At 33.3% G+C, this 23,562-nt stretch carries 31 protein-coding genes; 12 read left to right on the top strand and 19 right to left on the bottom strand.

Annotated elements, in window-relative coordinates:
* Nucleotides 1-485: 485 nt before the first annotated feature.
* On the bottom strand, nt 486-668 hold the full coding sequence (locus tag QA612_RS13080; RefSeq protein ID WP_278284261.1) for a YfhD family protein: 183 nt from the start codon (nt 666-668) through the stop codon (nt 486-488).
* 284 nt (nt 669-952) lie between these two features.
* On the opposite strand from QA612_RS13080, the gene QA612_RS13075 reads away from it, so the two are divergent.
* A complete protein-coding gene (locus QA612_RS13075; protein ID WP_278284260.1) occupies nt 953-1,201 on the top strand; it encodes a hypothetical protein in 249 nt (82 codons plus the stop codon).
* 124 nt (nt 1,202-1,325) lie between these two features.
* Here QA612_RS13075 and QA612_RS13070 read toward each other — a convergent pair whose 3' ends face one another.
* The gene (locus QA612_RS13070) at nt 1,326-1,898 is read right to left on the bottom strand and encodes an LOG family protein (protein ID WP_278284259.1); all 573 of its coding nucleotides are present in this window, start codon (nt 1,896-1,898) and stop codon (nt 1,326-1,328) included.
* A 125-nt stretch (nt 1,899-2,023) separates the two neighbouring features.
* On the opposite strand from QA612_RS13070, the gene QA612_RS13065 reads away from it, so the two are divergent.
* The 9 genes from QA612_RS13065 to xerS all read left to right on the top strand — a co-directional run bounded on the left by QA612_RS13065 (nt 2,024) and on the right by xerS (nt 9,634).
* Nucleotides 2,024-2,593, top strand: a complete 570-nt coding sequence (locus QA612_RS13065) for a GNAT family N-acetyltransferase (protein ID WP_278284258.1) — start codon at nt 2,024-2,026, stop codon at nt 2,591-2,593.
* 284 nt (nt 2,594-2,877) lie between these two features.
* Nucleotides 2,878-4,107 (top strand): L-lactate MFS transporter, encoded by a 1,230-nt coding sequence (locus tag QA612_RS13060; RefSeq protein WP_278284257.1) that lies wholly within the window; start codon nt 2,878-2,880, stop codon nt 4,105-4,107.
* A 165-nt stretch (nt 4,108-4,272) separates the two neighbouring features.
* Nucleotides 4,273-4,650 carry a Na-translocating system protein MpsC family protein gene (locus tag QA612_RS13055; RefSeq protein WP_278284256.1) on the top strand — a complete coding sequence of 126 codons (378 nt, stop codon included), beginning with the start codon at nt 4,273-4,275 and terminating at the stop codon, nt 4,648-4,650.
* Nucleotides 4,651-4,927: 277 nt separating this feature from the next.
* Entirely contained in the window at nt 4,928-5,428 is a 501-nt protein-coding gene (locus QA612_RS13050; RefSeq protein ID WP_278284255.1) for a DUF2975 domain-containing protein, read from the top strand.
* Nucleotides 5,429-5,438: 10 nt separating this feature from the next.
* On the top strand, nt 5,439-5,663 hold the full coding sequence (locus tag QA612_RS13045) for a helix-turn-helix domain-containing protein (protein WP_278284254.1): 225 nt from the start codon (nt 5,439-5,441) through the stop codon (nt 5,661-5,663).
* Between the two features lie 152 nt (nt 5,664-5,815).
* A complete protein-coding gene (locus tag QA612_RS13040) occupies nt 5,816-6,271 on the top strand; it encodes a helix-hairpin-helix domain-containing protein (RefSeq protein WP_278284253.1) in 456 nt (151 codons plus the stop codon).
* Nucleotides 6,272-6,332: 61 nt separating this feature from the next.
* Nucleotides 6,333-7,358 (top strand): serine hydrolase domain-containing protein, encoded by a 1,026-nt coding sequence (locus QA612_RS13035; protein WP_278284252.1) that lies wholly within the window; start codon nt 6,333-6,335, stop codon nt 7,356-7,358.
* Nucleotides 7,359-7,369: 11 nt separating this feature from the next.
* Nucleotides 7,370-7,969, top strand: a complete 600-nt coding sequence (locus QA612_RS13030; RefSeq protein WP_481804440.1) for a GNAT family N-acetyltransferase — start codon at nt 7,370-7,372, stop codon at nt 7,967-7,969.
* 570 nt (nt 7,970-8,539) lie between these two features.
* The gene (xerS, locus tag QA612_RS13025; RefSeq protein WP_278284250.1) at nt 8,540-9,634 is read left to right on the top strand and encodes a tyrosine recombinase XerS; all 1,095 of its coding nucleotides are present in this window, start codon (nt 8,540-8,542) and stop codon (nt 9,632-9,634) included.
* 110 nt (nt 9,635-9,744) lie between these two features.
* Here the strand turns inward: xerS and QA612_RS13020 are convergent, their stop codons facing one another.
* Entirely contained in the window at nt 9,745-9,939 is a 195-nt protein-coding gene (locus tag QA612_RS13020) for an alpha/beta-type small acid-soluble spore protein (RefSeq protein ID WP_278284249.1), read from the bottom strand.
* A gap of 184 nt (nt 9,940-10,123) precedes the next feature.
* Between QA612_RS13020 and QA612_RS13015 the strand changes: the two genes are divergently transcribed.
* Nucleotides 10,124-10,618: a L,D-transpeptidase family protein gene (locus tag QA612_RS13015; protein ID WP_278284248.1), complete on the top strand. Its 495-nt coding sequence runs from the start codon at nt 10,124-10,126 to the stop codon at nt 10,616-10,618.
* Between the two features lie 289 nt (nt 10,619-10,907).
* Here the strand turns inward: QA612_RS13015 and QA612_RS13010 are convergent, their stop codons facing one another.
* The 6 genes from QA612_RS13010 to QA612_RS12985 form a co-directional block, all read right to left on the bottom strand.
* Nucleotides 10,908-11,183 (bottom strand): type II toxin-antitoxin system RelE/ParE family toxin, encoded by a 276-nt coding sequence (locus tag QA612_RS13010; RefSeq protein ID WP_278284247.1) that lies wholly within the window; start codon nt 11,181-11,183, stop codon nt 10,908-10,910.
* Nucleotides 11,184-11,435, bottom strand: coding sequence for a hypothetical protein (locus tag QA612_RS13005; protein WP_278284246.1), 252 nt, complete (start codon nt 11,433-11,435; stop codon nt 11,184-11,186). It lies immediately after the preceding gene.
* A gap of 306 nt (nt 11,436-11,741) precedes the next feature.
* Nucleotides 11,742-12,290: a short-chain dehydrogenase gene (locus QA612_RS13000; RefSeq protein WP_278284245.1), complete on the bottom strand. Its 549-nt coding sequence runs from the start codon at nt 12,288-12,290 to the stop codon at nt 11,742-11,744.
* Nucleotides 12,291-12,318: 28 nt separating this feature from the next.
* Nucleotides 12,319-12,696 (bottom strand): DUF120 domain-containing protein, encoded by a 378-nt coding sequence (locus QA612_RS12995; protein ID WP_278284244.1) that lies wholly within the window; start codon nt 12,694-12,696, stop codon nt 12,319-12,321.
* Between the two features lie 140 nt (nt 12,697-12,836).
* Nucleotides 12,837-13,004 carry a hypothetical protein gene (locus QA612_RS12990; protein WP_278284243.1) on the bottom strand — a complete coding sequence of 56 codons (168 nt, stop codon included), beginning with the start codon at nt 13,002-13,004 and terminating at the stop codon, nt 12,837-12,839.
* Nucleotides 13,005-13,024: 20 nt separating this feature from the next.
* Nucleotides 13,025-13,789, bottom strand: coding sequence for a DUF2087 domain-containing protein (locus tag QA612_RS12985; protein ID WP_278284242.1), 765 nt, complete (start codon nt 13,787-13,789; stop codon nt 13,025-13,027).
* Nucleotides 13,790-14,089: 300 nt separating this feature from the next.
* Between QA612_RS12985 and QA612_RS12980 the strand changes: the two genes are divergently transcribed.
* The gene (locus QA612_RS12980; protein ID WP_278284241.1) at nt 14,090-14,473 is read left to right on the top strand and encodes a DUF1761 domain-containing protein; all 384 of its coding nucleotides are present in this window, start codon (nt 14,090-14,092) and stop codon (nt 14,471-14,473) included.
* A gap of 16 nt (nt 14,474-14,489) precedes the next feature.
* Here QA612_RS12980 and QA612_RS12975 read toward each other — a convergent pair whose 3' ends face one another.
* The 10 genes from QA612_RS12975 to QA612_RS12930 form a co-directional block, all read right to left on the bottom strand.
* Nucleotides 14,490-14,783 (bottom strand): hypothetical protein, encoded by a 294-nt coding sequence (locus QA612_RS12975; RefSeq protein WP_278284240.1) that lies wholly within the window; start codon nt 14,781-14,783, stop codon nt 14,490-14,492.
* A 515-nt stretch (nt 14,784-15,298) separates the two neighbouring features.
* Complete coding sequence (locus QA612_RS12970) at nt 15,299-16,171, bottom strand: ABC transporter ATP-binding protein (protein WP_278284239.1); 873 nt, start codon at nt 16,169-16,171, stop codon at nt 15,299-15,301.
* 18 nt (nt 16,172-16,189) lie between these two features.
* A complete protein-coding gene (locus tag QA612_RS12965) occupies nt 16,190-17,008 on the bottom strand; it encodes a hypothetical protein (RefSeq protein ID WP_278284238.1) in 819 nt (272 codons plus the stop codon).
* Nucleotides 16,992-17,561 (bottom strand): RNA polymerase sigma factor, encoded by a 570-nt coding sequence (locus tag QA612_RS12960; RefSeq protein WP_278284237.1) that lies wholly within the window; start codon nt 17,559-17,561, stop codon nt 16,992-16,994. Before QA612_RS12960 ends, QA612_RS12965 begins: the two co-directional genes overlap by 17 nt.
* 22 nt (nt 17,562-17,583) lie before the next feature.
* On the bottom strand, nt 17,584-18,279 hold the full coding sequence (locus tag QA612_RS12955; RefSeq protein ID WP_278284236.1) for a hypothetical protein: 696 nt from the start codon (nt 18,277-18,279) through the stop codon (nt 17,584-17,586).
* On the bottom strand, nt 18,272-20,566 hold the full coding sequence (locus tag QA612_RS12950; RefSeq protein ID WP_278284235.1) for a hypothetical protein: 2,295 nt from the start codon (nt 20,564-20,566) through the stop codon (nt 18,272-18,274). Before QA612_RS12950 ends, QA612_RS12955 begins: the two co-directional genes overlap by 8 nt.
* On the bottom strand, nt 20,559-21,428 hold the full coding sequence (locus QA612_RS12945) for an ABC transporter ATP-binding protein (RefSeq protein WP_278284234.1): 870 nt from the start codon (nt 21,426-21,428) through the stop codon (nt 20,559-20,561). The genes QA612_RS12950 and QA612_RS12945 overlap by 8 nt, the downstream gene beginning before the upstream one ends.
* 600 nt (nt 21,429-22,028) lie before the next feature.
* Nucleotides 22,029-22,259: a pepsin/retropepsin-like aspartic protease family protein gene (locus QA612_RS12940; RefSeq protein WP_278284233.1), complete on the bottom strand. Its 231-nt coding sequence runs from the start codon at nt 22,257-22,259 to the stop codon at nt 22,029-22,031.
* Entirely contained in the window at nt 22,256-22,513 is a 258-nt protein-coding gene (locus QA612_RS12935) for a hypothetical protein (RefSeq protein WP_278284232.1), read from the bottom strand. The genes QA612_RS12940 and QA612_RS12935 overlap by 4 nt, the downstream gene beginning before the upstream one ends.
* A 445-nt stretch (nt 22,514-22,958) precedes the next feature.
* Nucleotides 22,959-23,498 (bottom strand): hypothetical protein, encoded by a 540-nt coding sequence (locus QA612_RS12930; RefSeq protein ID WP_278284231.1) that lies wholly within the window; start codon nt 23,496-23,498, stop codon nt 22,959-22,961.
* Between the last annotated feature and the right edge of the window lie 64 nt (nt 23,499-23,562).

Here is a 23,562-nt window from a genome sequence, read left to right as displayed (position 1 = left end):
TTTTAGGTCAGTGATTTATCAATTAATTTTAATTTACCTTGTTCGTATGTAATATGTAGTCTACAAATATGATGTGCTGAATCATCCCTATATACTATCGTAAAACCTCTTGTTTCTTTTATGTAGTCACCTTTTCTAAACTCATCCAGAGTTAGTTTAAATTTTGAAGCCCCTCATGTACTTTTTTCATTATAACCAATACGAATGCACGATTTATTTTGTTTTGTTAGTAATTCTCTAAGAAAAATAGTAGCTTCTTCTGATATGTCCATATTATTACTCCTTTCACTAAATTATAAATTATCATTGTATATCATGAGCCTTCAAGGTAGAGAATAGAAGGCTCATACGTTTTTAAAAGAAAAGGATTAAAATCCTTGCATTGAAGGTGTCTAGGAGGCAGAGTGTCGACATTACGATCTTGCCTACAGGACGTAGGCGGTACTTAGTCGGAATTGGAACGCCTTACACTTTTCTTATATCCATTACTCTTCTTTTCGAATTACCTTAGTTGGGGAATAGCCTTGTCTAGCTTTAAGTTCATACAGTTCATCAACCTCTTTTGCTACTTCTAAATCACTATCGTCTGTTGCAATGTCTTTTCTCGGTGTTTGTGGTAATTTACTTTTATTTTTATCCCTTGCTTTTTGCTTCCTTGCTCTACTCATGATTGATCAACTCCTTTTTCTCGGTTAGTTTATGTATGAAACAAATTTGTTATGTCCGAGAAAAAATGGATGAATAAGTGCAGCATTCCTAATGATTATTATTTAATCATTCGTTTAAGCATTTCGTCAATTTTTTAAACGAATGTTTAATTTGAAGACTTCCAATGCAAGTAGTTAGTGCACCAGGATGGACCAAGTTGCATTGGTATAAATTTTACTATCTATTAATAATAAAAAGATCATTGGGAATACTTTTCGTATATATTCGAAAAAGGGGTTGAATAATGAAAATGGAACAAGGGTTAATTTATTCTATTAGTAAGGAATCAAAAAAGAATTTTTTTTCTTCGAATACATTAACAATCTTGCGTGTAAATGAAAGAAGTATCCAATTTTCATTAGAAAATGGAAAAGGTCATGGGACTATGCCAATGGAACATTTTCATTATTTAATTAAAAATAATTCTATTTCTGAAGTTTTAAGTAAACGTGCAATAGTAGAAATGGATAATAATGAAGAGAGAATCGGTTAACCTAAAATGAAAACGGATGAGAGTATCTGTACATAAATGAGGTTTAAGGAACTAATGCAATAGGATGTACTAATTGTGTACATCCTATTTTGTATTAGTCGTTAATTTTTTTCCTTTAATATCCCTATTGAAGTTCCATTTTCTTTGTTGTGTATACTTTATTTTGTTCCATTTTATCTAATAAATCATATGAACCCTCTGAAACAATTAATGTATCAATTAATTCTTGACTAAGAAATCCTTCATCGATTTGAAATTGAAAAAGAGCTTTTAACTTGTCATAAAAACCATTAATGTTTAATATGCCAATAGGCTTCTGATGATACCCTATCTGCTTCCATGTTAGGCATTCTGTTAATTCCTCAAGTGTTCCAATGCCTCCAGGAAGAGCAATAAACCCATCGGACATTTCATACATTTTTGCTTTCCTATCATGCATGGAATTAACGACTACTAACTCTGTTAATTTTGTATGCTCAGCTGTTTCGTGTAATTTTTGCGGTATTATTCCAATGACCTCTCCATTATTATTCATGGATGCTCTTGCTAATTCCCCCATTAATCCGTGATTTCCGCCTCCATAAATTAACCGTATATTTCTACTAGGTAATAAACTTCCTAGTTTAATCGCTTCATTCGTATACATTAAATTATTTCCAAAACTTGATCCACAAAAGACACATAAATTTGAAAGCATAACTTCTTCCTCCACCTTTCTAACCTGTTCTAATTCTTCTAATCTAATATAATAAGAATTTAACTATTTATCTATATAAATATGATATTATACATAAAAAGAAATTAACACTTTGAGGTGATGGTATGTTTTTACAGAAAATTGACGACATGCTTTCCATTAGGTCTATTGAATTGCAGGATGCAGAGGAGCTTTTTGATTTAACAGATCGTTCTAGAAGTTACTTACGAAAATGGTTGCCTTGGTTAGATACAAATACAGAGTTAGAACATACGAAGGATTTTATTCTTTTTTCCATGAAAGGGTATATGAAAAAGAAAATGATGAATCACGTAGTTATATATGATGGGAACATAGTTGGAGTGGCTGGATATAATGAGATTGATTGGTCAAATCGAATTGCTTATATTGGTTATTGGCTAGGAGAAGACTATCAAGGTAAGGGCATTATTACAAAAGTAACAAGAACCTTAATAATTCATGCTTTTTTTGGATTACATCTCAATCGAGTAGATATCCGGGCTGCTGTTGAAAATAAAAAAAGCAGAAGTATTCCTGAAAGGCTTGGATTTGTACAAGAAGGTAGGATCCGTCAAGCAGAATGGTTATATGATCATTTTGTGGATCACACCGTGTACAGTATGCTAGCGGAAGAATGGTTTGAAAAGGATAACGAAAAGTATCTTGGAAAATAGAAAATTGCTGAATGTTAATTTTGTTGACATTCCTTCCTATCAACCGTATAATTACAAAAAAGACTGAAATAGAATTGCTTTGATAGCTTATGTCAATGTTACTTAGTTAACAAGGGCAGGAGAAATCATGATAGAGCAAAAATTGAAATGATAAAATTGATACTTTTAAATACTTATTGGTTGCTTTGGTAAACACATAATTGTGAGTACACAAGAGACCAACGTAGATGCTTCTCATCTTCGTTGGTCTTTTTTTATGCAATAATTTCTAGGAGGTACGTTCTATGAAACGCTGGTTAGTTGTACTAGGAGCTTTAATCATTCAATTAAACTTAGGTGCAGTATATGCATGGAGTATGTTTAATCAACCTTTAATCGATCAGTTTGGATGGGGAAGAGAAGAGGTTGTTATAACCTTTTCCATTACGATTGCGGTATTTGCTTTTGTGACTATATTTGCAGGTAGATTACAAGATAAAATAGGGCCACGTTGGGTTGCAACAGCTGGTGGTGTTTTCTTAGGTATAGGGGTAATGCTATCAAGTCAAGCTACCACAATTTCTGAATTATATATCTATTACGGTGTTATCGGTGGGATAGGAATTGGGATGACATATGTATGCCCGTTGTCGGCTTGTGTGAAGTGGTTTCCTGAAAAAAGAGGCTTCATCAGTGGTGTTGCTGTTGCTGGATTCGGATTAGGTGGATTACTTTTCCAACCAATTATAAGAATGTTTATTGAAAATGTTGGGGTATCATCTTCTTTTTTCTATATAGGTTTAATTTATATCGTGTTTGTTGTTGCTGGAGCACAATTGTTAAGTAATCCTCCAAAGGCAAACGAGAACCAAATTGGAGAAAAAACCTCTGGGATAATGCAATCTAGTAAACATTTTACTTCTAAAGAGATGTTAGGAACGTATCAATTTTACTTACTATGGTTCATGTTTTTATTTGGAAGCATGGCAGGATTAATGGTAATTAGTTATGCAGTTGATATTGGTGTGGAAGTAGCAAATTTAACATTTGAGAGGGCTGCAAACGCAGTATTAGTTATAGCCATTTTTAACGCTGCAGGGCGTATCGTTCTTGGTAATATTTCAGATAAACTTGGAAGAATTAATACTTTAATATTAAGCTATGGCTTTACAGCATTAATTTTACTTTATATGGGCTTTGCAACGATGAATTATCCAATGTTCCTACTTAGTGTTTCCCTAATCGGTTTTTGTTTCGGTGGTTTCCTGGCGTTATTTCCATCTGTTACAGCAGACTTGTTTGGTACGAAAAATATGGGAGGAAATTATGGATTAATGTATCAAGCGTATGGTATTTCAGCATTTGTTGGTCCATTTGTTCTTAATGTCATACCATTTACGCAAGCCTTTATTATCGCTGCTCTTTTTGCCATATTATCCATTATTCTAGCTAAACTAGTCACTGTACCTAAACTTAAAGAAACGTCAGTAGCTTCTAATCTGTTCGGTAAGGAAGCATATAGAAATAATGGATAAAAGCACTTTTTTCACTATTGACAGAAGAATCATTAATAGATAAAATTTTTGAGACATCCTTTTACAAGAACAGCAAAGATTTATGATGATAACATACAGGCTATCGGCATATTTCTCATCCGTGTAAGGGGAAATATGCCGATTTTCTATAAAGGTGGGCTATTTGTGAAGATAACCAAAGGAGCAATTGAAGCAGAAATTAGTAAAGCATTAACACAATGGGAAAAGGACTATTTAGGAAGAGGATCTGTATCCGTGAAGACAGATATATTACGGGATATGATTATTGTTACACTTCAGGGTGTCCTTACTCCAGCAGAGTATGAGTTGTGTAAGTCAAAAGAAGGGAAGGGGACTGTAAAAAAAACACGGTCTGATCTAGTAGAAACTGGTGTTGATGTCCTTAGAGAAATGATCTATAAAATAACAGGAGAAAAAGTTATCTCCTTTCATACAGATTTAAGTACAAGTACAGGGGAACGATTAATTGTATTTAAATTAGCATGTAACTACGAAGAAAAGGTAGTTTCGTCAGGAAAATAGTAAGTACATAAATAGTGGACTTATTAATAATTACTGTTTTGACATCATGTTTATTCTAATTTGATATTAAGAGTTGTTAAATAAGGTATTCATTCAAAAAACGTATTTGATTTCATGATATTGAAAATCAAAATACGTTTTTTTATTTTATATAGTAAATCCTTAAGCGATAAATTGATATGAAATAATTTATTATCAAATTTCAATATAATTTTATTGTAAAACAATAAATTATGAATTATCATTAAATCAACAAATAACAAGTGAGGTGTTTTATATGAAAGAAGATTTACGTCAAATTAGTAAACAAGGGACGACACTCTTTTTAAAGATAACAATTTTCTTCATAGGCATAATTGTACTACTATTATGTGCTTTTTGGTTACCTATGCAAGCGAACATTTTGGCTGAGATGTATCCAGAGTTTCTCTATTTAAAATACCCGCTTTTAATCGGAATATATATGACAGCCATTCCGTTTTTCTTCGCTATGTATAAGGGATTTAGGTTATTAAACTACATTGACATGAACCAAGCTTTCTCGGAGTTATCTGTTAAATCTTTAGGAATTATAAAATACTGTTCAATAACGATCAGTTTATTGTATGTGATAGGCATTTTCATTCTTATTTCTCAAAATGCGGGGAACCCGGGCATATTACTTCTAGGATTAGTTATTATTTTTGCTTCCATTGTTATTGCAGTTTTTGCAGCGGTGCTTCAAAAATTATTAAAAAGTGCTATTAATATAAAGACAGAAAATGATTTAACGGTCTGAGGTGAATGTAATGGCAATCATTATTAATATTGATGTAATGTTAGCAAAAAGAAAAATGAGTGTAACAGAACTATCCGAAAGAGTTGGAATTACAATGGCTAATTTATCTATATTAAAGAATGGGAAAGCAAAAGCAATTAGAATATCAACTTTAGAGGCTATATGCAAAGCTTTGGAATGTCAGCCAGGTGATATTCTTGAATATGAAAATGATAAACAAAAGGATGGAGAGTGAACTCTCCATCCTTTTTCAGCTCACACATAGCAGCCATTTTATACGTTTTTAATAAATGGGACTATATAAAGTTGCATTTTATGGTAGAATTTGAGAAAAGAATCTGTTTTAGTACATAAAAATATATATCATAATAAAAAGGCAGTGATAATTTGAAAACGCCATCATTACCTTTAACGAAAACGGAAAAAGGCTTATTGAGACAGGCTAAGGTAAAATTAAGTGATATTCACACCTTAGAGATAGATACATTAACAAATATTTTAGGTATATCTGATAATAATGCAAAAATGTTAAGAGGTTTAGCAGTTTTTCAAACAATTCCTTCTATTGGGCATAAGTTAGCAGAAAATCTAGTGTATCACCTAAAGATATGTACTTTGGAGGATATAAAAAAGGAAGACGGTGCAGCGTTGTTCGATAGATTGGAAGAGACCCTTGGCTATTGGACTGATACTTGCGTAGAGGATCAATTGCGCTGTGTTATTCACTATGCGAACAACCCTAATAGTGATAAACAATGGTTTCACTTTACAGACGAAAGAAAAAAATATCGTAATACATTTGGTTTCCCATTATCTAGGCCTAAAAAAGCCTGGTATGATTAATAAGTAAGTTGTATTCATTAATCTGAGTTTTACCATTCAAATCAAAACGGAGCTGAACTACATGGTAAAAAATAAACTTGCCTTTCAACGAAATATAAATATGCTTTGTAAAGACAGAAATTTTTCAGGGGTTGTTTTAGTTAAAAGAAAACAGGTTTTAGTCATGCAGTCGGCCTATGGGTATGCAAACAGAGTAGATGAATTGCAAAATAATGTTTCTACCCGATTTGGAATCGCATCTGGGTGTAAAATATTTACTGCTATTGCTATTTGTCAGTTAGTTGAAAAGGGACTTTTAAGCTTTAGTTCAAAGTTAAAAGACTGTTTAGCTATACATTTTCCGCATTTTCATACAGATATAACTGTTCATCATTTGTTGACACATTCTTCTGGGGTACCGGATTATTTTGATGAATCAGTAATGAATGATTTTGCAGATCTTTGGAAAGAAAATCCGATGTATCTTATAAATAATTTACAAGACTTTCTTCCTATGTTTCAGGATGGAAAAATGATGTTTGATCCAGGTGAAAGATTTCATTATAATAACGCTGGCTACATTCTCCTAGGGTTAATAATTGAAGAGAATTCAGGTATGCCGTTTATAAAATATGTAGAAGAGAATATCTTTCATCCATGTGGAATGAAGAATTCTGGTTATTTTTCTTTAGATCAATTACCAAGGAATACGGCTTATGGTTACATAGACGACGAAGAAAATGGGATCTGGAAAACAAATGTGTACTCAATTCCTATTAAAGGTGGCTCTGATGGTGGGGCTTTTATAACTGTTGGAGATATGGGTAAATTGTGGGATAAGTTAATGTCATACAAATTGCTAAATAAAAACATGACGGAATTACTCTTAACACCACATGTTAAAGTTGAAGACAATGAGTTTTATGGTTACGGAATTTGGATTTCCAAAAGAAATGGAAGTATTTATAAATATCATGTTATGGGATACGATCCTGGTGTTAGTTTTCATTCTTCCTTCTATCCACATAACGATGTCATATTAGTAATACCGTCAAATAAAGAATCGGGACCTTACGAATTAACAAAAGCAATTGAAAAATTATTATAGAGGGACCATATATGGGGGGGAACTTAGTGAATATTAGGGGATATAATCAGCAAGATGAAAAAGGTTGGGTTCGATGTCGATTGTTATCCTTTCTTGATACAGCATATTTTGATAACGTACTACGTGAGAAGGAAACATATGAAAACCCATCTATTGAGTTAGTAGCAGTCGAAGGAAAAGAGATTATTGGTTTACTGGATATTGAATACGAACAGGATCCTAAAACCGTATGTAGTCACAATACGATTCCTAGTGGCATGATCTGGCATATTGCTGTTCACCCTGATCACCAAAGAAAAGGGGTAGCAACAGCGCTTTTATCTGAGGCAAAACAAATCCTTAAGAAACATGGAATTAAACGAATGGAAGCATGGACTAGAGATGATGATTGGGTGAATAAATGGTATGAAGCACACCATTTCAAGAAAAAGGATTCTTATTATCATGTCTTTATGGAAGGAGTAGATGAAACAAAGATCGCGCTGAAATCAGAAATAGAAGGGCTTCATCCAGTTTTGGGATTTGCCCATTATGTTGGCAGTAACATAGAGGAAGTGAAAGGGAACTTTAAACGGGTACATGAATGTAGAATGTACGAGTTAATGTTATAAACGGCTAGTAGTTATCTTATAATAAATTCAATTCAAATGTGAAAAAATCACATGTTGATTAATGAGAGGGAAGAGGAGGTTGTAATTATTATATCGTTGTAGTGAATAAGTGAATAAAAATAGTTAGTGTTTAACAAAGTTTTTAATTGTAAGGAGGTTTTGTATTATTACTATCCAGAGAAAATCATAACATTTGTATTCATTACATTATAGGTGCTATTAAAGCATTGATAGGAAGTAAATTAACAATAAAGACATTTAATAACTGTAAATATAATTCTAGAACCGTTTTGACAAATACTCAATTAATTGAGTGTGTAATAAAGATAAATGAACCAAACAGTTTAACGCAATATTAAATGTGGGCATTTAATAAAAATAAAGCCGTTATAAAACTGTTTATAATATATAAGAGTAAAAAGGATTAGCTAAATAAGAAAGAAAATCATTAAATATATACAGGTAGACTTTAGAAGAGGTATGAATTTAAACATAAACATTATTACGTAAAATATCATTTTGACGAATTAAAGTCCATAATGTAAAATAGACGTAAGGAGTTGATGTAAATTGGACCAAGAAACAAAACGTCGGTTTATGGAACGTATTGAAGAAAAATCTGCTGGCCTCCCTTGGTATGTTGTTGAATACATAGATAAACGAAAACGTATGCTGTCACCAGCATCACTACTCAATTATTGTCACGATTACATCATCTTTTTTGATTGGATTTTAGCTGAAGGCTTCTATAATGGAAATCGTAAAGACATCCCTTTACATATTCTTGAAAAGCTTACTCGGCAGCAAGTCGAGGACTTCCTCTCTTTTCTTGAATTTAAGCTACAAAATTCAGATTTAACAATTAACCGTAAATTATCAGCTTTAAAGTCCCTCTTCCACTACCTACAAAACATTGCAGAAACGCAGGAATTAGAACCTTATTTAAATCGAAATGTAATGGCTAAAATAGAGCTAAACAATGTGAAAGAAGATCAAGAAACGATTGCGAACCGTATGGAAGGCAAAATTCTCCGTGGTGATGAGTATGAGCTTTTTCGTCAATTCGTAGCTCATGATTATGGAGAAATAAATAAGGATAATAAAAAACTATTTAATTTTCATCAAAGAAATTGTGAACGGGATACGGCTATTATCTCTCTCATTCTCGGGTCCGGTTTGCGTTTATCAGAGATAGTTGGTCTAGATGTTGATGATATTGATTTTCAAAAGTTCACTGCACGAGTAATCCGTAAAGGAAATAAAGAGCAATTTGTATATTTTAGTGAGCAAGCAATGATTGATTTGCAGGAGTATATAAGAATTCGTTCCAGTCGATATGAATTAGATAAAAATTTCCGTCCACTGTTTGTTGCTGCACCGATGGGTCCTAAAGGAACAACACGGAGACTTACTGCTCGTTCGGTAGAAAAGCTTGTTGAAAAATATGCAAAAGCATTTGGTAAACCAGCTTTATCCGTTCACAAATTACGTCACTCTTTTGCAACTAGGTATCAAATGGAAAATAACGATATTCCAAAGCTGCGTCGCCAATTAGGCCATACGTCGGTCCAAACAACAATGATCTATACCCATCTAACGAATACGGAATTAAAAGATGCTGTGAAAAAAATGGATGAACGAAAGAATGATGTAGATGATGAATAATCATCTTTTGTGCTTCCCTATTCTATAATTGTCACTTAAATAAGGAGCATGGAATATTCCATGCTCCTTCAAGCCATGATTTTTAATTTTTACTGGAGGTGTGATAGAAATTACTGTTGAGTATGACCAAATTGTTGCTCAGCTTGTTGTACTAAGCGCTTCGTAATTTCTCCTCCTACAGATCCGTTAGCACGAGCTGTTGCATCTGCACCCAATTGAACTCCGAATTCCTGTGCAATCTCATACTTCATTTGATCTAGAGCTTGTTGTACTCCAGGTACTACGAGTTGATTATTGTTTGCCATTGGTAATTCCTCCTTTCAATTGTGTACTTATATAGTGTGAGGAAACAAAAAAAATATGTAGACTAAATACGATATTCTTATTGCTAAATTAATCCAATATAAACTGTTGTGGAACTAAATGAGTACCACTGCCTTCATGCATGAATAGTCTAATACCATCATAAACACATATTGGAGGTAAATCATGCTACACACTGTAAAACCAGGAGAAACATTGTACTCCATTTCTGAAGATTATCGTACTCCCCTTCCCTCAATTATTGGTGCCAATCCTAGTATTGATCCAAATATGATCATTGTTGGCCAGAAGATAAAAATCCCAGGATTTCCACTTGTTGAATCACAAGCCTATTCAATAGATGTAAATATTACAGAGAAAAATTTAACCTTAAAGCACGTTGACGTTGTACAAAAAATATATCCTGTCGCAGTAGGAAGAATGCTACACGAAACGCCAATTGGCGATTATATTATTATTAACAAAGCTCCTAATCCTGGTGGACCATATGGTACGATGTGGATGAGTTTGTCAAAAAAGCATTACGGTATACATGGTACAAATGATCCTTCTTCTATTGGTAAGAATGTTTCTAAAGGATGTATTCGAATGTATAATCATGATGTGGAAGAACTTTCAAGAATAATACCAATAGGAACCCCTGTCTACATTAGAACGTAAACGATATATTTTTGTTTACATAATATTTTTTATGTGAACTAAAAGGTATCTACTACCGTGTTAAGTGTTAAGTAACTCAGTTCGTGAGGAGAAAAATACAAATAAAACAATTTCGTTATTTATAGAAAATCGATGAGAAATTACAAGTATTTGAAGTTCGTATTGCAGGAATCCCTCCATAGCGATACAACGGCAGCAGCCTTTTCCACTAACTCCACCCGTTGGCACAATAAGCAATACAAAAATAAGCTAGGAATGATATTTACAATTACATTAATATCATTCCTAGCTAACGCTTTTGTCTAGAGTGCTTAAAATATTCTATATAACATGTTGTTCGATCATCTGACAACGAATAGTAAATAATGTATTTATCACTAATTATTTTATAACTTCCTTCCCATTCTAGTTTATTTACTGGGATACTTGTACCTAAAAGAGAAACCTTTTCTACGATATTTTTCACTAAATTTTTCTTATATTCTTTAGTCTCCTGTAGTGTGAAATGCTGACTTTGAATGTTGCGAAATCCTTTTAATGCTTGATTAGTCCATACAATATTCATCTATATTTCACCTTGTTCAATCATCTCTAATACATCTTCGGTTGAATAAACTTTACCATCTACTATATCTTTCTTTGCTTGGAGTAATTTTTGTTTTAACACTGGATCAGCATAAACATCTTCTTTTACTGTAGTTTCTGGTTTTTCGATTAAACTTAAATGATATTTTTTGCCGTCTAGCTCTATAACTGATTCTCCATCAAGAATAATACTTTTAATTAACTCTGCTTCGTATCTATCAAGTTTCCTCATATTCTTATTTAACCTCCATTTCAAAGTACTTACCCTTAATTATACAACAGTTTTAAACTACATCGATATCTAGATAAAGTCGAAACGAAAGAAAGGTAAATACTTGGTAAGTATTTATTTGTCATTAAGTAAATTACTTTCTAAAAATGATTTCCTCTATAATCCCATGACCACTCCTTTCAGATCATATCCAGTTCGGATTAGTTTAGAACAATCGCAAACATAAAAAGATCTCCTCTCCCGCAAAGGGACTATACAAATAAACTATAGAAGAATATGGATATTTTCTCGACGGACAAAAGGTCATTATGGCCGTTTGTCCCAAGGTTCAATTACACCAACAATATGAGAACATTTGTTTGAATGAATAGCTTCTATTACGCCATTGGATATTTCCTCTTGGGTTAGCCATCGGGAACGTTTGTTTTCAATACTAAACCCCAACTTTATATGATGGTAAGAACAATTGTTTGGGACTGCTACTTTATTATTCAATGCTTTTAAATCTGTACTACTACCTACAATATGATACAAATAACACTTCTTGTTTTGATTACTAGCCTCTTTCATGATAATATCTAGGGCATTTTTTGCTACTGAATGAATCCAAGTGATTATAATTTCAACTGGACCATTTTTTTGAAGAACATCTTTCACATTTTTTCTAAGCTCATCACTATTCCTATAATCTACAAATACAGGTGTGATACGCGATCCGTTATTCGAAGCTTTTATTAATTGATTCATACGAGATGAATTTCGTGCAACTATCGATACGTGATAGCCCTCTTCCACTAACGACAGTGAAACATCTGATAACATACCCGTACCTCCAACAATTAAGGCATGTTTCACCTTTTAACACATCCTTATAGCAAGAATATTAATTGTTAATTGTTACTTCAACTATATCTCCGTCCATCAAGTTATATACATCTCTTAATCGCACATCCGTCGCAACTTCAATAATTGTCCGTGGATGATCCCCTTTTCCTGAAGCGTTCTTATCCGTACGAAGAATAAATGCAGGACGATTTAATATGGTACATGGCTGAATACTTACAGAAACTGTACCACCATATTCCACTTTTTCTAGACGAATACAATTTGTAGGTAAATCATATGGTTTATCCAACTCTATGTTTAAAGTACCTGGATACAACGACATTTCAGTCTTTTTTCTATAATATTTTTGAAGTTTTTCTATCCAATAAGAGAAATTCCCGAACCCGCTAACAACCTTTCCTCGTAAAATAATCAAGGTAATCCCCCCCCCTTATAAACAATTTAACATAAGAACATAATCAGTTTTTTTAGACAAAGTTATGCTAATTTTATACTATTATGTAAGTTTATGCGCTTGCCAGGGAAATGATCAGTATTAGGAAATTATTAATGGTATTAATTAGAAGACGGGAGCTTATCACAAATAACGAGACAAAAGGTAGCAAACGGACCAAGGAATAATGATAGTAAAAACCAATTTAATCCGCTTCTGTTTTTCCCTTGAGCAATCCCAGCATTTATAAGAGATAGGGTGAACCAACCAACTCCATATGCCTCATTCATGTGCTAAAACCTCCTCTGCTTTAGTTTTTTATCCAATATGTCGAGCAATCCTTACTTCTGTCCATAAAACCGTACTCAATAAAATATCTTCTAATTGTTGCGTAGTCACTGTAAATAGATTTTAAAATCGTATTTACTTCTTTTTCTGAATACATTTTATTACTTTCGAATCTTGTTAAAATATGCTGTAACACAATAATTTTTCGCTTCTCTTTACTAGGAAAAATATGAAGAGGTCCATTTAATCCTTCCTCAAAGTACGTAGCCAAAACTTTTTCTTTTTCTTCTATTGTTGTCGCATAACGTTCGTCCACCATCGTAGCCCCCTTATGAAATGGTACAAGTTCATCCAGACTTTTTTCTTTCGAATTTTTAACTATATTCATTAACGATAAAAATATTTTTGCTTGCTTCTCCTTTTCTTTAAACTTAAATCTGTGATTTCGAATTGTTGATGTACTTCCACCCATTTGTTCTTTTACTATTTCTTTATCAGATAAGCCTTTATAAAAATATTGGAGGAGCTCTTTTTGGTTTTCTGATAGACCAGTATATTTTTTATCCATACTAATTAAATTGTGGAACATAGAATCATGAGAATCAGTTATATGTAATTGAATCGCTTTCTTTGCTTCTAATAACCTACTTTCTATTTCATATATAACGCCACTTTCGAACCTTTCGTTGCATATGAGACAAATATATTCTTCTTTCTCCTCTAAATAAATATAGCCATTCGTAAGTTCTTCAATAGATGCATTCCAAAACAGTTCATCATCACTCATTATAAACAACCCCCTATTTACGTTTGTAATTATATAAACAATTTATCATTTCGTCTACATAAATTCAATATATAAGAATGTTTAACATATTCTTTTATTACAAATTTGGAAGTGCATTAACTTTTGTAATAAATCTATTTAACCTAGTCAATCGAAGAGCTTGGTTAAATAGAGTAAGAAGGTTAATGATTTTAAGGCTATCGTTTATTATTGGGTGATTACAACAATGAAAAATGGTGTTATAATGACGAATGTTAAATAGAAAAAATCTAATCTGAAAAGAAAGTAGGTAGGAATATCATGATTTTAGCAATCGTAGTAGGAGTTCTATTATATATGGCACTTGGTATGTTATACTATTCCCCTTTACTCTTCGGGAATAAATGGGTACAAATTTTAAATATAAAACCTGAGCATCCTAATTATGGTCTCTTATCATTAGTGACTGTATTAACAACCATTTTATTGTACGGTGCAATTCAATTTTCTCAAGCTGAATCAGTATTAGATGGTATGATAGTAGGAGCAGTAATCGGGGTTATCATTGCTCTCGCCTATGCGAAAGACTTTATTTTTGGTCTTGGAACAAATAGTAAAAAGCCTTTATCTTTGTATTTCATTAGTGTAGGCTATCATTTTATAGCACTTACTATCATTGGTTCTGTCATGATGTTTATCATTTAACTAAGAGGTTGCTAACCTATTTACGAATTCTATTTGAATTTCTTTTTAATATATTTTTTATTAATAAGATAATAAAAACAAGAAAACAAGATATACCAATCATTGATATGAAGGTTGGATAAAAATCAGGAATAGCAATATAGACAATCATAGAACAAATACTGGCAGTAAGGTAAAAATAAGGGGATGATTCAGAACCGTTGTTTGCCTTTACTTTTAAGAACTGTGAAATTAGTAATAAAACGAAGTGTGATATAAATAATAAACTAAACAAAATAAACAACCTAATCGCTATTTCAATTAAAAACATAGATTTCCTCTCCTTTCTTTTCGTGTATTCAATTAATAAGGTAGACCTCCCATTCAAGTAAGCACTTTGACCATGGAGGATGAAAATACTCATCATGTTGGTTCATCCGTTACTTGCGGACGCTTTCTGCGGGCAACGCCTCAGCCTCCAAACTTCGCACTAAAGTGCCGAATTGTCGGGTCTTCACCAGTTGCTTTTCCTGCTGGAGTCACCGCATTCACACCTGAACTAACACTTATTTTCAGGGTAGAACTATGCTTTAGCTGCTCTTTTTAATTTTCTTCAAACGTTAATTTAACCATAGGTTTTCTAAAATTATGTTGTTAGAAAAAAACAATTGTCAACAGTTTCTCCTTGATCGTACATTTTAAATTTATGTTATAGCATAATTATAATATATTACTCCCTTATAATGAGTTTCTATCTTCTATTACTCTCTTCATATCATCTGATAGTTTTCCAATAACTCACTTATGGTTTCCATATTAAACTATTCCAATAGGTAATTTTTACCACTAATCATTACTCAAACCTAAAGACATTTTTTTAATAAAATAAGCGTCTTCAAGAGTTGGTTGCTGTTGTTGAAAGGAAGGGTTTGGAGGAGTTTTGGAGATGATTCGGTACTTAACATGATCCTTTTCCTTCTTTCTGTTAATAACATTCACCTGTCGTTCAAGATGCTCCCCTTCTTCATGAGTTAAGATACCTTCCCACACATAGTAGTTTGTGTCATACTTCCATTGTGTCGGATTTCCACTGTAAACAATTTCTCCATCATGTAATAGAATTAAGTTGTCACAGATGACTTCCCATTCGTTTAATTCATGGGTAACAATGACTGCTAATCGTTTTTGAGCATAATGTTGACCAATATATTTAATTACAGATTTTTTCTCTTGAATATCAAGAGCTGTTAAAGGTTCATCTAAGAAAAGGAAAAAAGGCGAACCTAGTAACGCTTGTGCAATAGCCGTTCGTTGTTTAACACCTTCGGAAAGATTCTTCAATTTTATTTTGTGCATACCTTGAAGATGAAGGCAATATAATAGTTCCTCTACTTCCCTTTTACAATCATTCTTATTAATCCCTTTTAATTCACCCATATAATAAAGAAATTTCTCCATTGTCATAACTTCATAAAGCTCTATTGCACTTGGAAGAAAACCGATTTCCCGACGTATTTGTGCTATATCAGCTGTTGTTTTTCCACCATATGTAATTTTACCTGAACTAGGTTGAGAAGCAGTAGCAAGGAGATGGAGCAAGGTGGATTTCCCAGCTCCATTCTTCCCTACAAGGAGAGTAATTCCACGTTGAATTTGAAGGTCCTGAATATTTAAAGAAAACCCTTGCTTCAATTTCGTAACACGCTGCATATGAATCATATAGCCGTCTCCTCTACCTTAATACGTTAAAATTTTTTTATCTGAGTACCCCTTCTTGTAACTAATGAATAGGAATAATATCCCTATTAGTAAAAATGAAAAGTGAATAATATAATACAAGTCAATAAAAAGCACGCTTCTTATGAACATCTGCGTTTGGACGATCATGGCAAACCAGATTCCAGAAGAAATAATTAATCCGAACAAGAACCCCTTCCAAAAGACGAGATAGGCTAGTAGCCCAATAAGGAAAATAGTAGGAGCAAGCCAACTCAATATAAAAGAAAACAACATAAACTCTTGTATGGTAAAAAATAGATACAAGGAAGCACCTAACGCTAAAACAATATTAATCATTAATATTGAAAACATACGGCAAAATAAAAGCAAAACAGGTGGAAATGGAGTTACCATTTCTACAAGTCGCATTTCTCTATTCCACGTTTTATACGTATATAAAATCCCAACAAAGATGAGTAGCGGAAACAAAACAATAAATGGTTGATCGTAATGATACGTTATTCGACTAACTGGCCTTACTAATAATGTCAGCATGCCGATAAAAACAAAGCTACTTAACCAAATTGGCCATTTTGTGGATGTGAACTGAATAACAAATTGCTTCCATAATGAAATGCTAGACATAGGATTAGTAAAAGGTTCAATTGGGACAACTGATTCATTTTCCAATTCACTTTCCTCAAGTTGTAAGAAAGAAATTAAATCCTTTGTTTCCTTAGAGGTAGCTTCCTTCACTTGATATAAAGATAGAGCATCCCTCATCTCCTCTTCAAGTAGATCAAGCTCTTCTTCACTCCAATCAGAATTTTCCTTCATAGATAGCCCCCTCCTTCCCTTTACTTAATAAGCTCTTTAGCATTTTTAACCCTTTATATAAATTCGTTTTCACTGTACTTAGTGGCATTTCTAATGCTTCCGCAATCTCCTGTAGTTTTAGCTCCTGATAAAACCGTAAGATAATAATGTGCCGTTGATCTTCAGATAGTTGTTCTAACGCTGCAATAATCTGTTTACGATCTTCTAGTTTTTCATAAATTTCTACAACAGATGAATTTGTATCCGTAAGATCTGGAATACTTTCTAAATCGTATCGTTCTGATCGATATCGACTGCTTCGCCAATAATCACGGCATAGATTTAGTGCAACTCGGTACATCCACGGCTTTATTTGTTTTGGCACTTCATCTCTTTTTACTTGCTTCATTAATCGAATAAACGTTTCTTGTGTAAAATCCTCCGCTTTCGTTGGGTCTTTTACCGTTCTTAACAAAAAACCAAGGAGAGAACTATGATAACGATGTACAAATGCTTCAAATGCTCCCATGTTTCCTTGTTTATATGATTGAATTAATTCCTCATCCGTTACCATAAGCGTTCCCCCTTCCTTCCCCTTAGTGATACTCATCATGAATAACCCATAGGGACCTTCGATTAGCCCAAAATATACTAATGGTAAATAATAATAAAAATACAACTATATGTGCAATACGGTTGACTGCAAAAGAATCATTTTGCGAAAGAAATATCGTGAATAACGCCCACTTTCCAGTAATGCTCCCTACAGAAATGACTTCAAACATCCATAAGGCAAATCCTACTCCTAATCCTCCGTACACCTTTTTCGTCAACACGAGGCCAAGTATCGTAGCCCCAGCCATGACGAAATACGTCGGAAGAGCTTGGAGAAAAAGCTGTATAGATGTAACTTCCTGATAAACAGCTTCCTTCCCTTGATAGGAATAAAGAACGGTTTCCATTCCACCAAATCTCCAACTATAAACAACAGTCCAAAAGAAATGAAGGATAAAGATCAATACGAATAATTGTACTATCTTTCTAAGCATCATGAGTGGTATCGATACTGGAAAAGTCCCATAAATCTCAGAGAAATAACCACCAAATTCTCTTTGAAAAAATACAATCGTACAAATAACTACGAGAGGAAGCATAAACATTTCATTTAAGTAAAACAAATCACGCGGTTCTGACGAAAATAGAAACGATAAGAGAAAAAGAAGATAAAAGACAACCAATACAGACAACCAGGCACCTTTCATATTTTTCCAATCTTGCAGAATGCTACTCATCCGCCATCACCTGATTCCACTCCATTTCCCATTCTTCAGGAGTGATGATCGGATAGTATTCTTCCATTCCTTTTTGCGGAATCACGTAGTTTTCGTATAACTCTACTAAAAACTCTCTCACTTTATCTATTTTTCCAGCTTCCAACGTCTCAATTAAAAGTCTACCCGCTTCTTTATTCCTACGTTCTCCTTCTTGATACTCCTCGACCTCTTCATGTGACATCCCTTCATAAAACGAATCACTAAAATAGAAATCTTCATCGTCCATATAAAAATGGTAACTAGTATTGACATGATACATCGCTTCTCTGAATTCATCATGAGTTAAATTTAATTCGTCAACTAGAAACAAATAGAATAGTCCATTTTCTAAAATGGAAGCATAAGACTCTCTACTAAACGTTGTCCCTTTAAAAGGTGCAAATTCTTTAAATAAAGAATTGTAGATGACATCCCTCATAAGACGGTAACTATGAGGATGGCTTTGGTCATCACGATAATATTGATACATCCGAAAGGCTGGTATCATATACGTTTCGTCGATATATTGTGCTTCATATTGCCAAAAACCTAAGCCGTCATTAGGAAGTATTAATACAGGCGCCTTTAATACATTATCTATGGCGAAGTAATTTTCTACGAAATTTGTTGCGATAGATATATCCTCTATAATTTGGTAGGCATCTTGTTTACTAAATGGATTGACAACTGCTGATAATTGCCCCTCTCCTTCTTTTTCTACTAAATTTCCTCCAACAAGAGTAACCCCTGGAGTATTTTTGCTGTAAAACACTTGTTCCCTTTCGTTTCTATCTACCGCTTCAATGGTTGCATACACGTTATTTGTAAAATTAGATAATGTTAACTGAAACTCAGCATACTGTGATAATGACTGTTGATATGAATAGCTAAACGTACTATTATACGGTCTTACATCATTACCAAAGTTGAGAATAAATAGCGGCATATTACCTGGGATCGGATACCAGCCTATCGCCCCGTTTAAATAAACATAATCTCCATTTACAAAGCTGAAGATGTTATCCTGTTGGTTTGTTGGAGCAGCCCACATATCTATTTTTCCTTCATATTGAAATCGAATGTTGTGTAAGGAGTTATCCGTACCAACGATCTCATCACTCATCACAGAAAGAGTAATTAAGCTTCCTTCCCTTTCATAAGAAATCTTCTCTCCGTTTATAGATACTTCTTGTAAATGGAGTAAAGGGTTAAGCCGGAAAAATAGTTCCTCTCCTTGAGGCATTCCATCTTGTGAAATTGTCAGTGTAGCTTCAACCTGTAATGTATCATCATCTTCCCTCAAAACATGAATATCATACGAATCAATTGGTATTTCCTGATAGCTTGATTCCCCACTGTTCCAATAGTTGTCATCAGGAACAAAAGCATCAGCTTCAACTACTTGATATGTACTAAATTTATCAGCCCAGTACATACCGTATGGGACAAAGAGTAAGCCTACAAGGACGATACTCATCATTCCTAGAATAATACTTCTTGTTTTATGCATTGTCGCCCGCTTTAAGTTAAGCAGCATGATCATAACAGTTAATAGCATGACTGCGAAACTTGCAACAAATAAACGGGAAGTCCATATTTCTTTCTGAAAAATGTGAATTCCCCACACTTCATTGTTCAACATCGTATCTAACGTATATTGATTTAAATGGAAGGTTGTCAAAAACGGTAAATTTAACCTTGAAATGATGAAGATGTCGATAAAATAAGTTCCGAACATCCATGCACAAAATCCAATTAAATAAACAATGCGATGACTAATCGTCACTGCTAAAAACATGGCTAATGCTAATGTAACACCATAGGACCATTGATACATAAGAATGTCATGAAAAAAATAAGCTGCATATTGTTGAAAAGATAGACCGTATACATTGGACGCGATACCTACATAAACAATACTCATCATCACTGTAAAGGTAGATAAATATAGGAACCCAGCTAAGAACTTAGTGATGATCGCCATTCCATTCGACCTTGGCCATGAATGAATCCACTCAAAGGTTGGTGATTGAATATCTCTACGAATCATCAAAATTCCTATTAACATAGCAATTCCTAATGTCATCGTATGGCCGAGTTTATGAAAATCATTGGTATTCACAATAATGTGGTCCGGCTTAAAGTAAGGTGTTTGATATAAAGTGAATCCCATCCATACAGCAAAAAGCAATGGTAAAACTAGAAAAAATTTATTTTGAAACAGGATCTTCGTCTCCAAGTTGAACTGCTTTTTCCATTTATACATTGTGCGATCCTCCAATCAACGCAATGTATCCGTCCTCTAATGAAGGTTCAACAGAAGTTGCGTCAGGAGCTGGTTTTTCATCACTGACTAGTTTCAGTTGGATGTTCGATCCACTTCGCTTGGAGGAAATAATCTTCCTTTCATCTAAACGTAGCAAGGTCTTTTCATCAGTTTCAAATAACCAGACTTTTCCTTCCGCTTGTTTACGTAAAGTATCTACATCCCCGGTTAGTTTTAATTTTCCTTTATGAAGAACAGCAAGCTGATCACAGCTCGATTCAATATCTGCAACAATATGCGTAGAAAGAATAACAATTCTATTAATACTAATCCGACTTAATAGATTTCTGAAACGGACACGTTCTTCTGGGTCTAAGCCAGCTGTCGGTTCATCGATAATTACGATGCTTGGATCCCCCATTAAAGCTTGAGCAATGCCAAGACGCTGCTTCATCCCCCCTGAAAATGTTTTTACTTTTTTATTTGCCACATCCGATAAATTTACGGATTGGAGAAGTTTGTGTATTTGATCAACTCTAGCTTCTTTTTTCTTTACCCCTTTCATTACTCCCACATAGTCTAAAAACTCTATTGCTGTTAATTGTGGATAAATTTGAAAGTATTGAGGTAAATAGCCTAATTGTTTACGAATAATATCTGGTTTTTTTGTTAGGCTATTGTCACCCACCTCCACTGTACCACTACTAGCAGGAAGTAATGTAGCCAATATTCTCATTAATGTTGTCTTTCCTGCTCCATTTGGACCAAGTAAACCAAATAATCCATTTTCAATGGTCAAATGGATATCATCAAGTACCACATTATCTCTATATTTCTTTGATAAACTATGAATCTTAATCAATTTCCTTCACCCTTAACAAAAATAGTACTTATCGATAAGTCTATATCTATAACGAGATAGGCTTTAAAAAAGTTTTATATATTTAATACTTTTTTTGGGGCGAGATTAACGGAATGTAAAAAATAACGATGATGCTATTGGTACAAGCCAAAAATATGTTGATCTTAACGTTACCTTTTTCTTTTCGTAATGGGAAGCATACCATCTAAAAAGAACCAACTACACCGCGTAGTAGGTTCCATCAGATTTAAACTTTTTCGTTTCATCTTCACTTCACGACACATGTTTGATGAACAAGAGCAATGACAGTATCAGATGCTCTAAACTTTGTATAACTAAAACTTCCTATAATTTAAGTATAACATTTCACATAACTTAATTTTTCATTTGCGCAATCATTTTCCTGAATAGCGACATAATAAAAATATCCCTATACAAGAGGACTCACTTTGTAGATATGTTAAATTGTTGCAAGTCAATAATAAGACCTACTTTCTTCATAAAATCATAGCCGATAATTCCATCAATCTCAAGACCATAATCCATTGACCCTAATTCAACCTGGAAGTTGTGAATTTCTATTTCATCGTTAATAGAGATTTAATCTATATTTTTAGTATAGACAAACTCAATTCCACCGACTCCTTGAATCGTTTGAGTTACATCGTTTGCTTCTGGTTTTACCCCTATCGCTTCGAGTTTATTGACATTAAAAATTGTTCCAGCAGATCCGGTATCAATTAAAACATTTTCTAATTTTAAGCTTTGTCCTCGAAAAGTTACATAAGCCTCTATAAATGGTAATTCTGACAATTCTTTTATCTTAGTCATATTTTTCTAATTCCTGTCCATTTCTTCTCATGTATATCTAGATCTTCTCTAGATGTATGAAAGAAGTAAAGTTCACGATTAGGCTTTTGCTTGTGTAATTCATTGTGGCGACGAAATGCCTCCATTGAGTCGTTAAAAGAATCTATTACAGCTATATCATCTACTATGCGATAATTACTATCTGAGTGAGCTTCAATTGCTTCAATTACGACCCATTTATTAGGGTATGTTTGTCGAACTTCTTCCCATAACATTTTAAACTCCTCCTTTTTGAAATAGTAATATCTTATTTTTTATTTTATCAAAAATCCTATTAATAAACTTCAAATTTCTTTGTTTAAGATAAGCTTTCCCGTTTGCGCAAAGACTATAGATTACAACCACATTCATATTCTTTATATTTATATTCTTTATTCAATCTTAACTCTTCAAAATTTCTTCTATTTGATTCATAACCGTTTACTATTGGATTGAGATCCGTTTTGCATATTCCTTTATTTGCTTATCAAACTCAGCAGTAAAATCTAAACTATATTCGTTCATACCTTCATAAATAATATTGTGTTCACACACTTCGTATGTCACTGCTATATAATATCTTGCTATTATATCAAGGGCGTTTGTTTAATAGAATAATAATAAAACAACGACTAACGGCTTCTCTTCATTGCCCTTACCCGTTGTTTCGGGTGTTTATTCTTATTTATCTTGGTTATTAAACCAAGCCTCTAGTTCTGGATCTTTATTTAGTGGTGAATTTATAGCATCATTCCCTGCTGTATTCACAACATCGTAGGTTGATTGATCATCTCCTTCTAATCGTGCTTTTACAATCATTTTATTTTTATAAGGAGTGATAATAACTTCTTCAATTACTTTCCCTTGCATCCCGTACAATTCATAAATTCTATTTGCTGTATGGCCCCCCAATTTGTCTATTATTACGTCCTTTGGATTTATTTTTTCACTATTACTTCCTAATACTTGGTGATTTTCCATTAATTCTCCCTTTGGTTGAGCTAACCAAATACGATTTAATAGTTCAATTACTTCAGAAAAGCCAATGATAAGCATCCCAATGACAAATCCATATCCCCACCACGTAAGTGTAACTGGCCATGCCATACCAAAATGGGAAGCTGCATTTCCTGAATAAATACCAATTAGAAATAAGATTACCATGAAAATAATACCGATCCATAAAATAATAGTACCAATCATATTTCGTTTAATAGCCAAAAGTATCCCCATCCTATCATTTAGAATATATTACATCCTTACCGACATAAAATATGGATTACAC

The organism is Evansella sp. AB-P1 (assembly GCF_029688925.1).
Classification (GTDB): Bacteria; Bacillota; Bacilli; order Bacillales; family Salisediminibacteriaceae; genus Evansella.
Note: the sequence above shows the minus strand (reverse complement) of the source record. Positions and strands in the feature narration are given on the sequence as shown.

Bases quoted from the DNA above. Each gene is read 5' to 3' on its own strand.
- QA612_RS12935 (WP_278284232.1), bottom strand. From the start codon at position 22,513: ATGTTATGGGAAGAAGTTCGACAAACATACCCTAATAAATGGGTCGTA.
- QA612_RS13020 (WP_278284249.1), bottom strand. From the start codon at position 9,939: ATGGCAAACAATAATCAACTCGTAGTACCTGGAGTACAACAAGCTCTA.
- QA612_RS12950 (WP_278284235.1), bottom strand. From the start codon at position 20,566: ATGTATAAATGGAAAAAGCAGTTCAACTTGGAGACGAAGATCCTGTTT.
- QA612_RS13010 (WP_278284247.1), bottom strand. From the start codon at position 11,183: ATGAATATTGTATGGACTAATCAAGCATTAAAAGGATTTCGCAACATT.
- QA612_RS13060 (WP_278284257.1), top strand. From the start codon at position 2,878: ATGAAACGCTGGTTAGTTGTACTAGGAGCTTTAATCATTCAATTAAAC.
- QA612_RS12975 (WP_278284240.1), bottom strand. From the start codon at position 14,783: ATGTTTTTAATTGAAATAGCGATTAGGTTGTTTATTTTGTTTAGTTTA.
- QA612_RS13050 (WP_278284255.1), top strand. From the start codon at position 4,928: ATGAAAGAAGATTTACGTCAAATTAGTAAACAAGGGACGACACTCTTT.
- QA612_RS13045 (WP_278284254.1), top strand. From the start codon at position 5,439: ATGGCAATCATTATTAATATTGATGTAATGTTAGCAAAAAGAAAAATG.
- QA612_RS13035 (WP_278284252.1), top strand. From the start codon at position 6,333: ATGGTAAAAAATAAACTTGCCTTTCAACGAAATATAAATATGCTTTGT.
- QA612_RS12980 (WP_278284241.1), top strand. From the start codon at position 14,090: ATGATTTTAGCAATCGTAGTAGGAGTTCTATTATATATGGCACTTGGT.
- QA612_RS12955 (WP_278284236.1), bottom strand. From the start codon at position 18,279: ATGAGTAGCATTCTGCAAGATTGGAAAAATATGAAAGGTGCCTGGTTG.
- QA612_RS12960 (WP_278284237.1), bottom strand. From the start codon at position 17,561: ATGGTAACGGATGAGGAATTAATTCAATCATATAAACAAGGAAACATG.
- QA612_RS13015 (WP_278284248.1), top strand. From the start codon at position 10,124: ATGCTACACACTGTAAAACCAGGAGAAACATTGTACTCCATTTCTGAA.
- QA612_RS13065 (WP_278284258.1), top strand. From the start codon at position 2,024: ATGTTTTTACAGAAAATTGACGACATGCTTTCCATTAGGTCTATTGAA.
- QA612_RS12965 (WP_278284238.1), bottom strand. From the start codon at position 17,008: ATGAAGGAAAATTCTGATTGGAGTGAAGAAGAGCTTGATCTACTTGAA.
- QA612_RS13070 (WP_278284259.1), bottom strand. From the start codon at position 1,898: ATGCTTTCAAATTTATGTGTCTTTTGTGGATCAAGTTTTGGAAATAAT.
- QA612_RS12970 (WP_278284239.1), bottom strand. From the start codon at position 16,171: ATGATTCATATGCAGCGTGTTACGAAATTGAAGCAAGGGTTTTCTTTA.
- QA612_RS12985 (WP_278284242.1), bottom strand. From the start codon at position 13,789: ATGAGTGATGATGAACTGTTTTGGAATGCATCTATTGAAGAACTTACG.
- QA612_RS13080 (WP_278284261.1), bottom strand. From the start codon at position 668: ATGAGTAGAGCAAGGAAGCAAAAAGCAAGGGATAAAAATAAAAGTAAA.
- QA612_RS13005 (WP_278284246.1), bottom strand. From the start codon at position 11,435: ATGAGGAAACTTGATAGATACGAAGCAGAGTTAATTAAAAGTATTATT.
- QA612_RS12990 (WP_278284243.1), bottom strand. From the start codon at position 13,004: ATGAATGAGGCATATGGAGTTGGTTGGTTCACCCTATCTCTTATAAAT.
- QA612_RS13075 (WP_278284260.1), top strand. From the start codon at position 953: ATGAAAATGGAACAAGGGTTAATTTATTCTATTAGTAAGGAATCAAAA.
- QA612_RS13030 (WP_481804440.1), top strand. From the start codon at position 7,370: ATGGGGGGGAACTTAGTGAATATTAGGGGATATAATCAGCAAGATGAA.
- QA612_RS12940 (WP_278284233.1), bottom strand. From the start codon at position 22,259: ATGACTAAGATAAAAGAATTGTCAGAATTACCATTTATAGAGGCTTAT.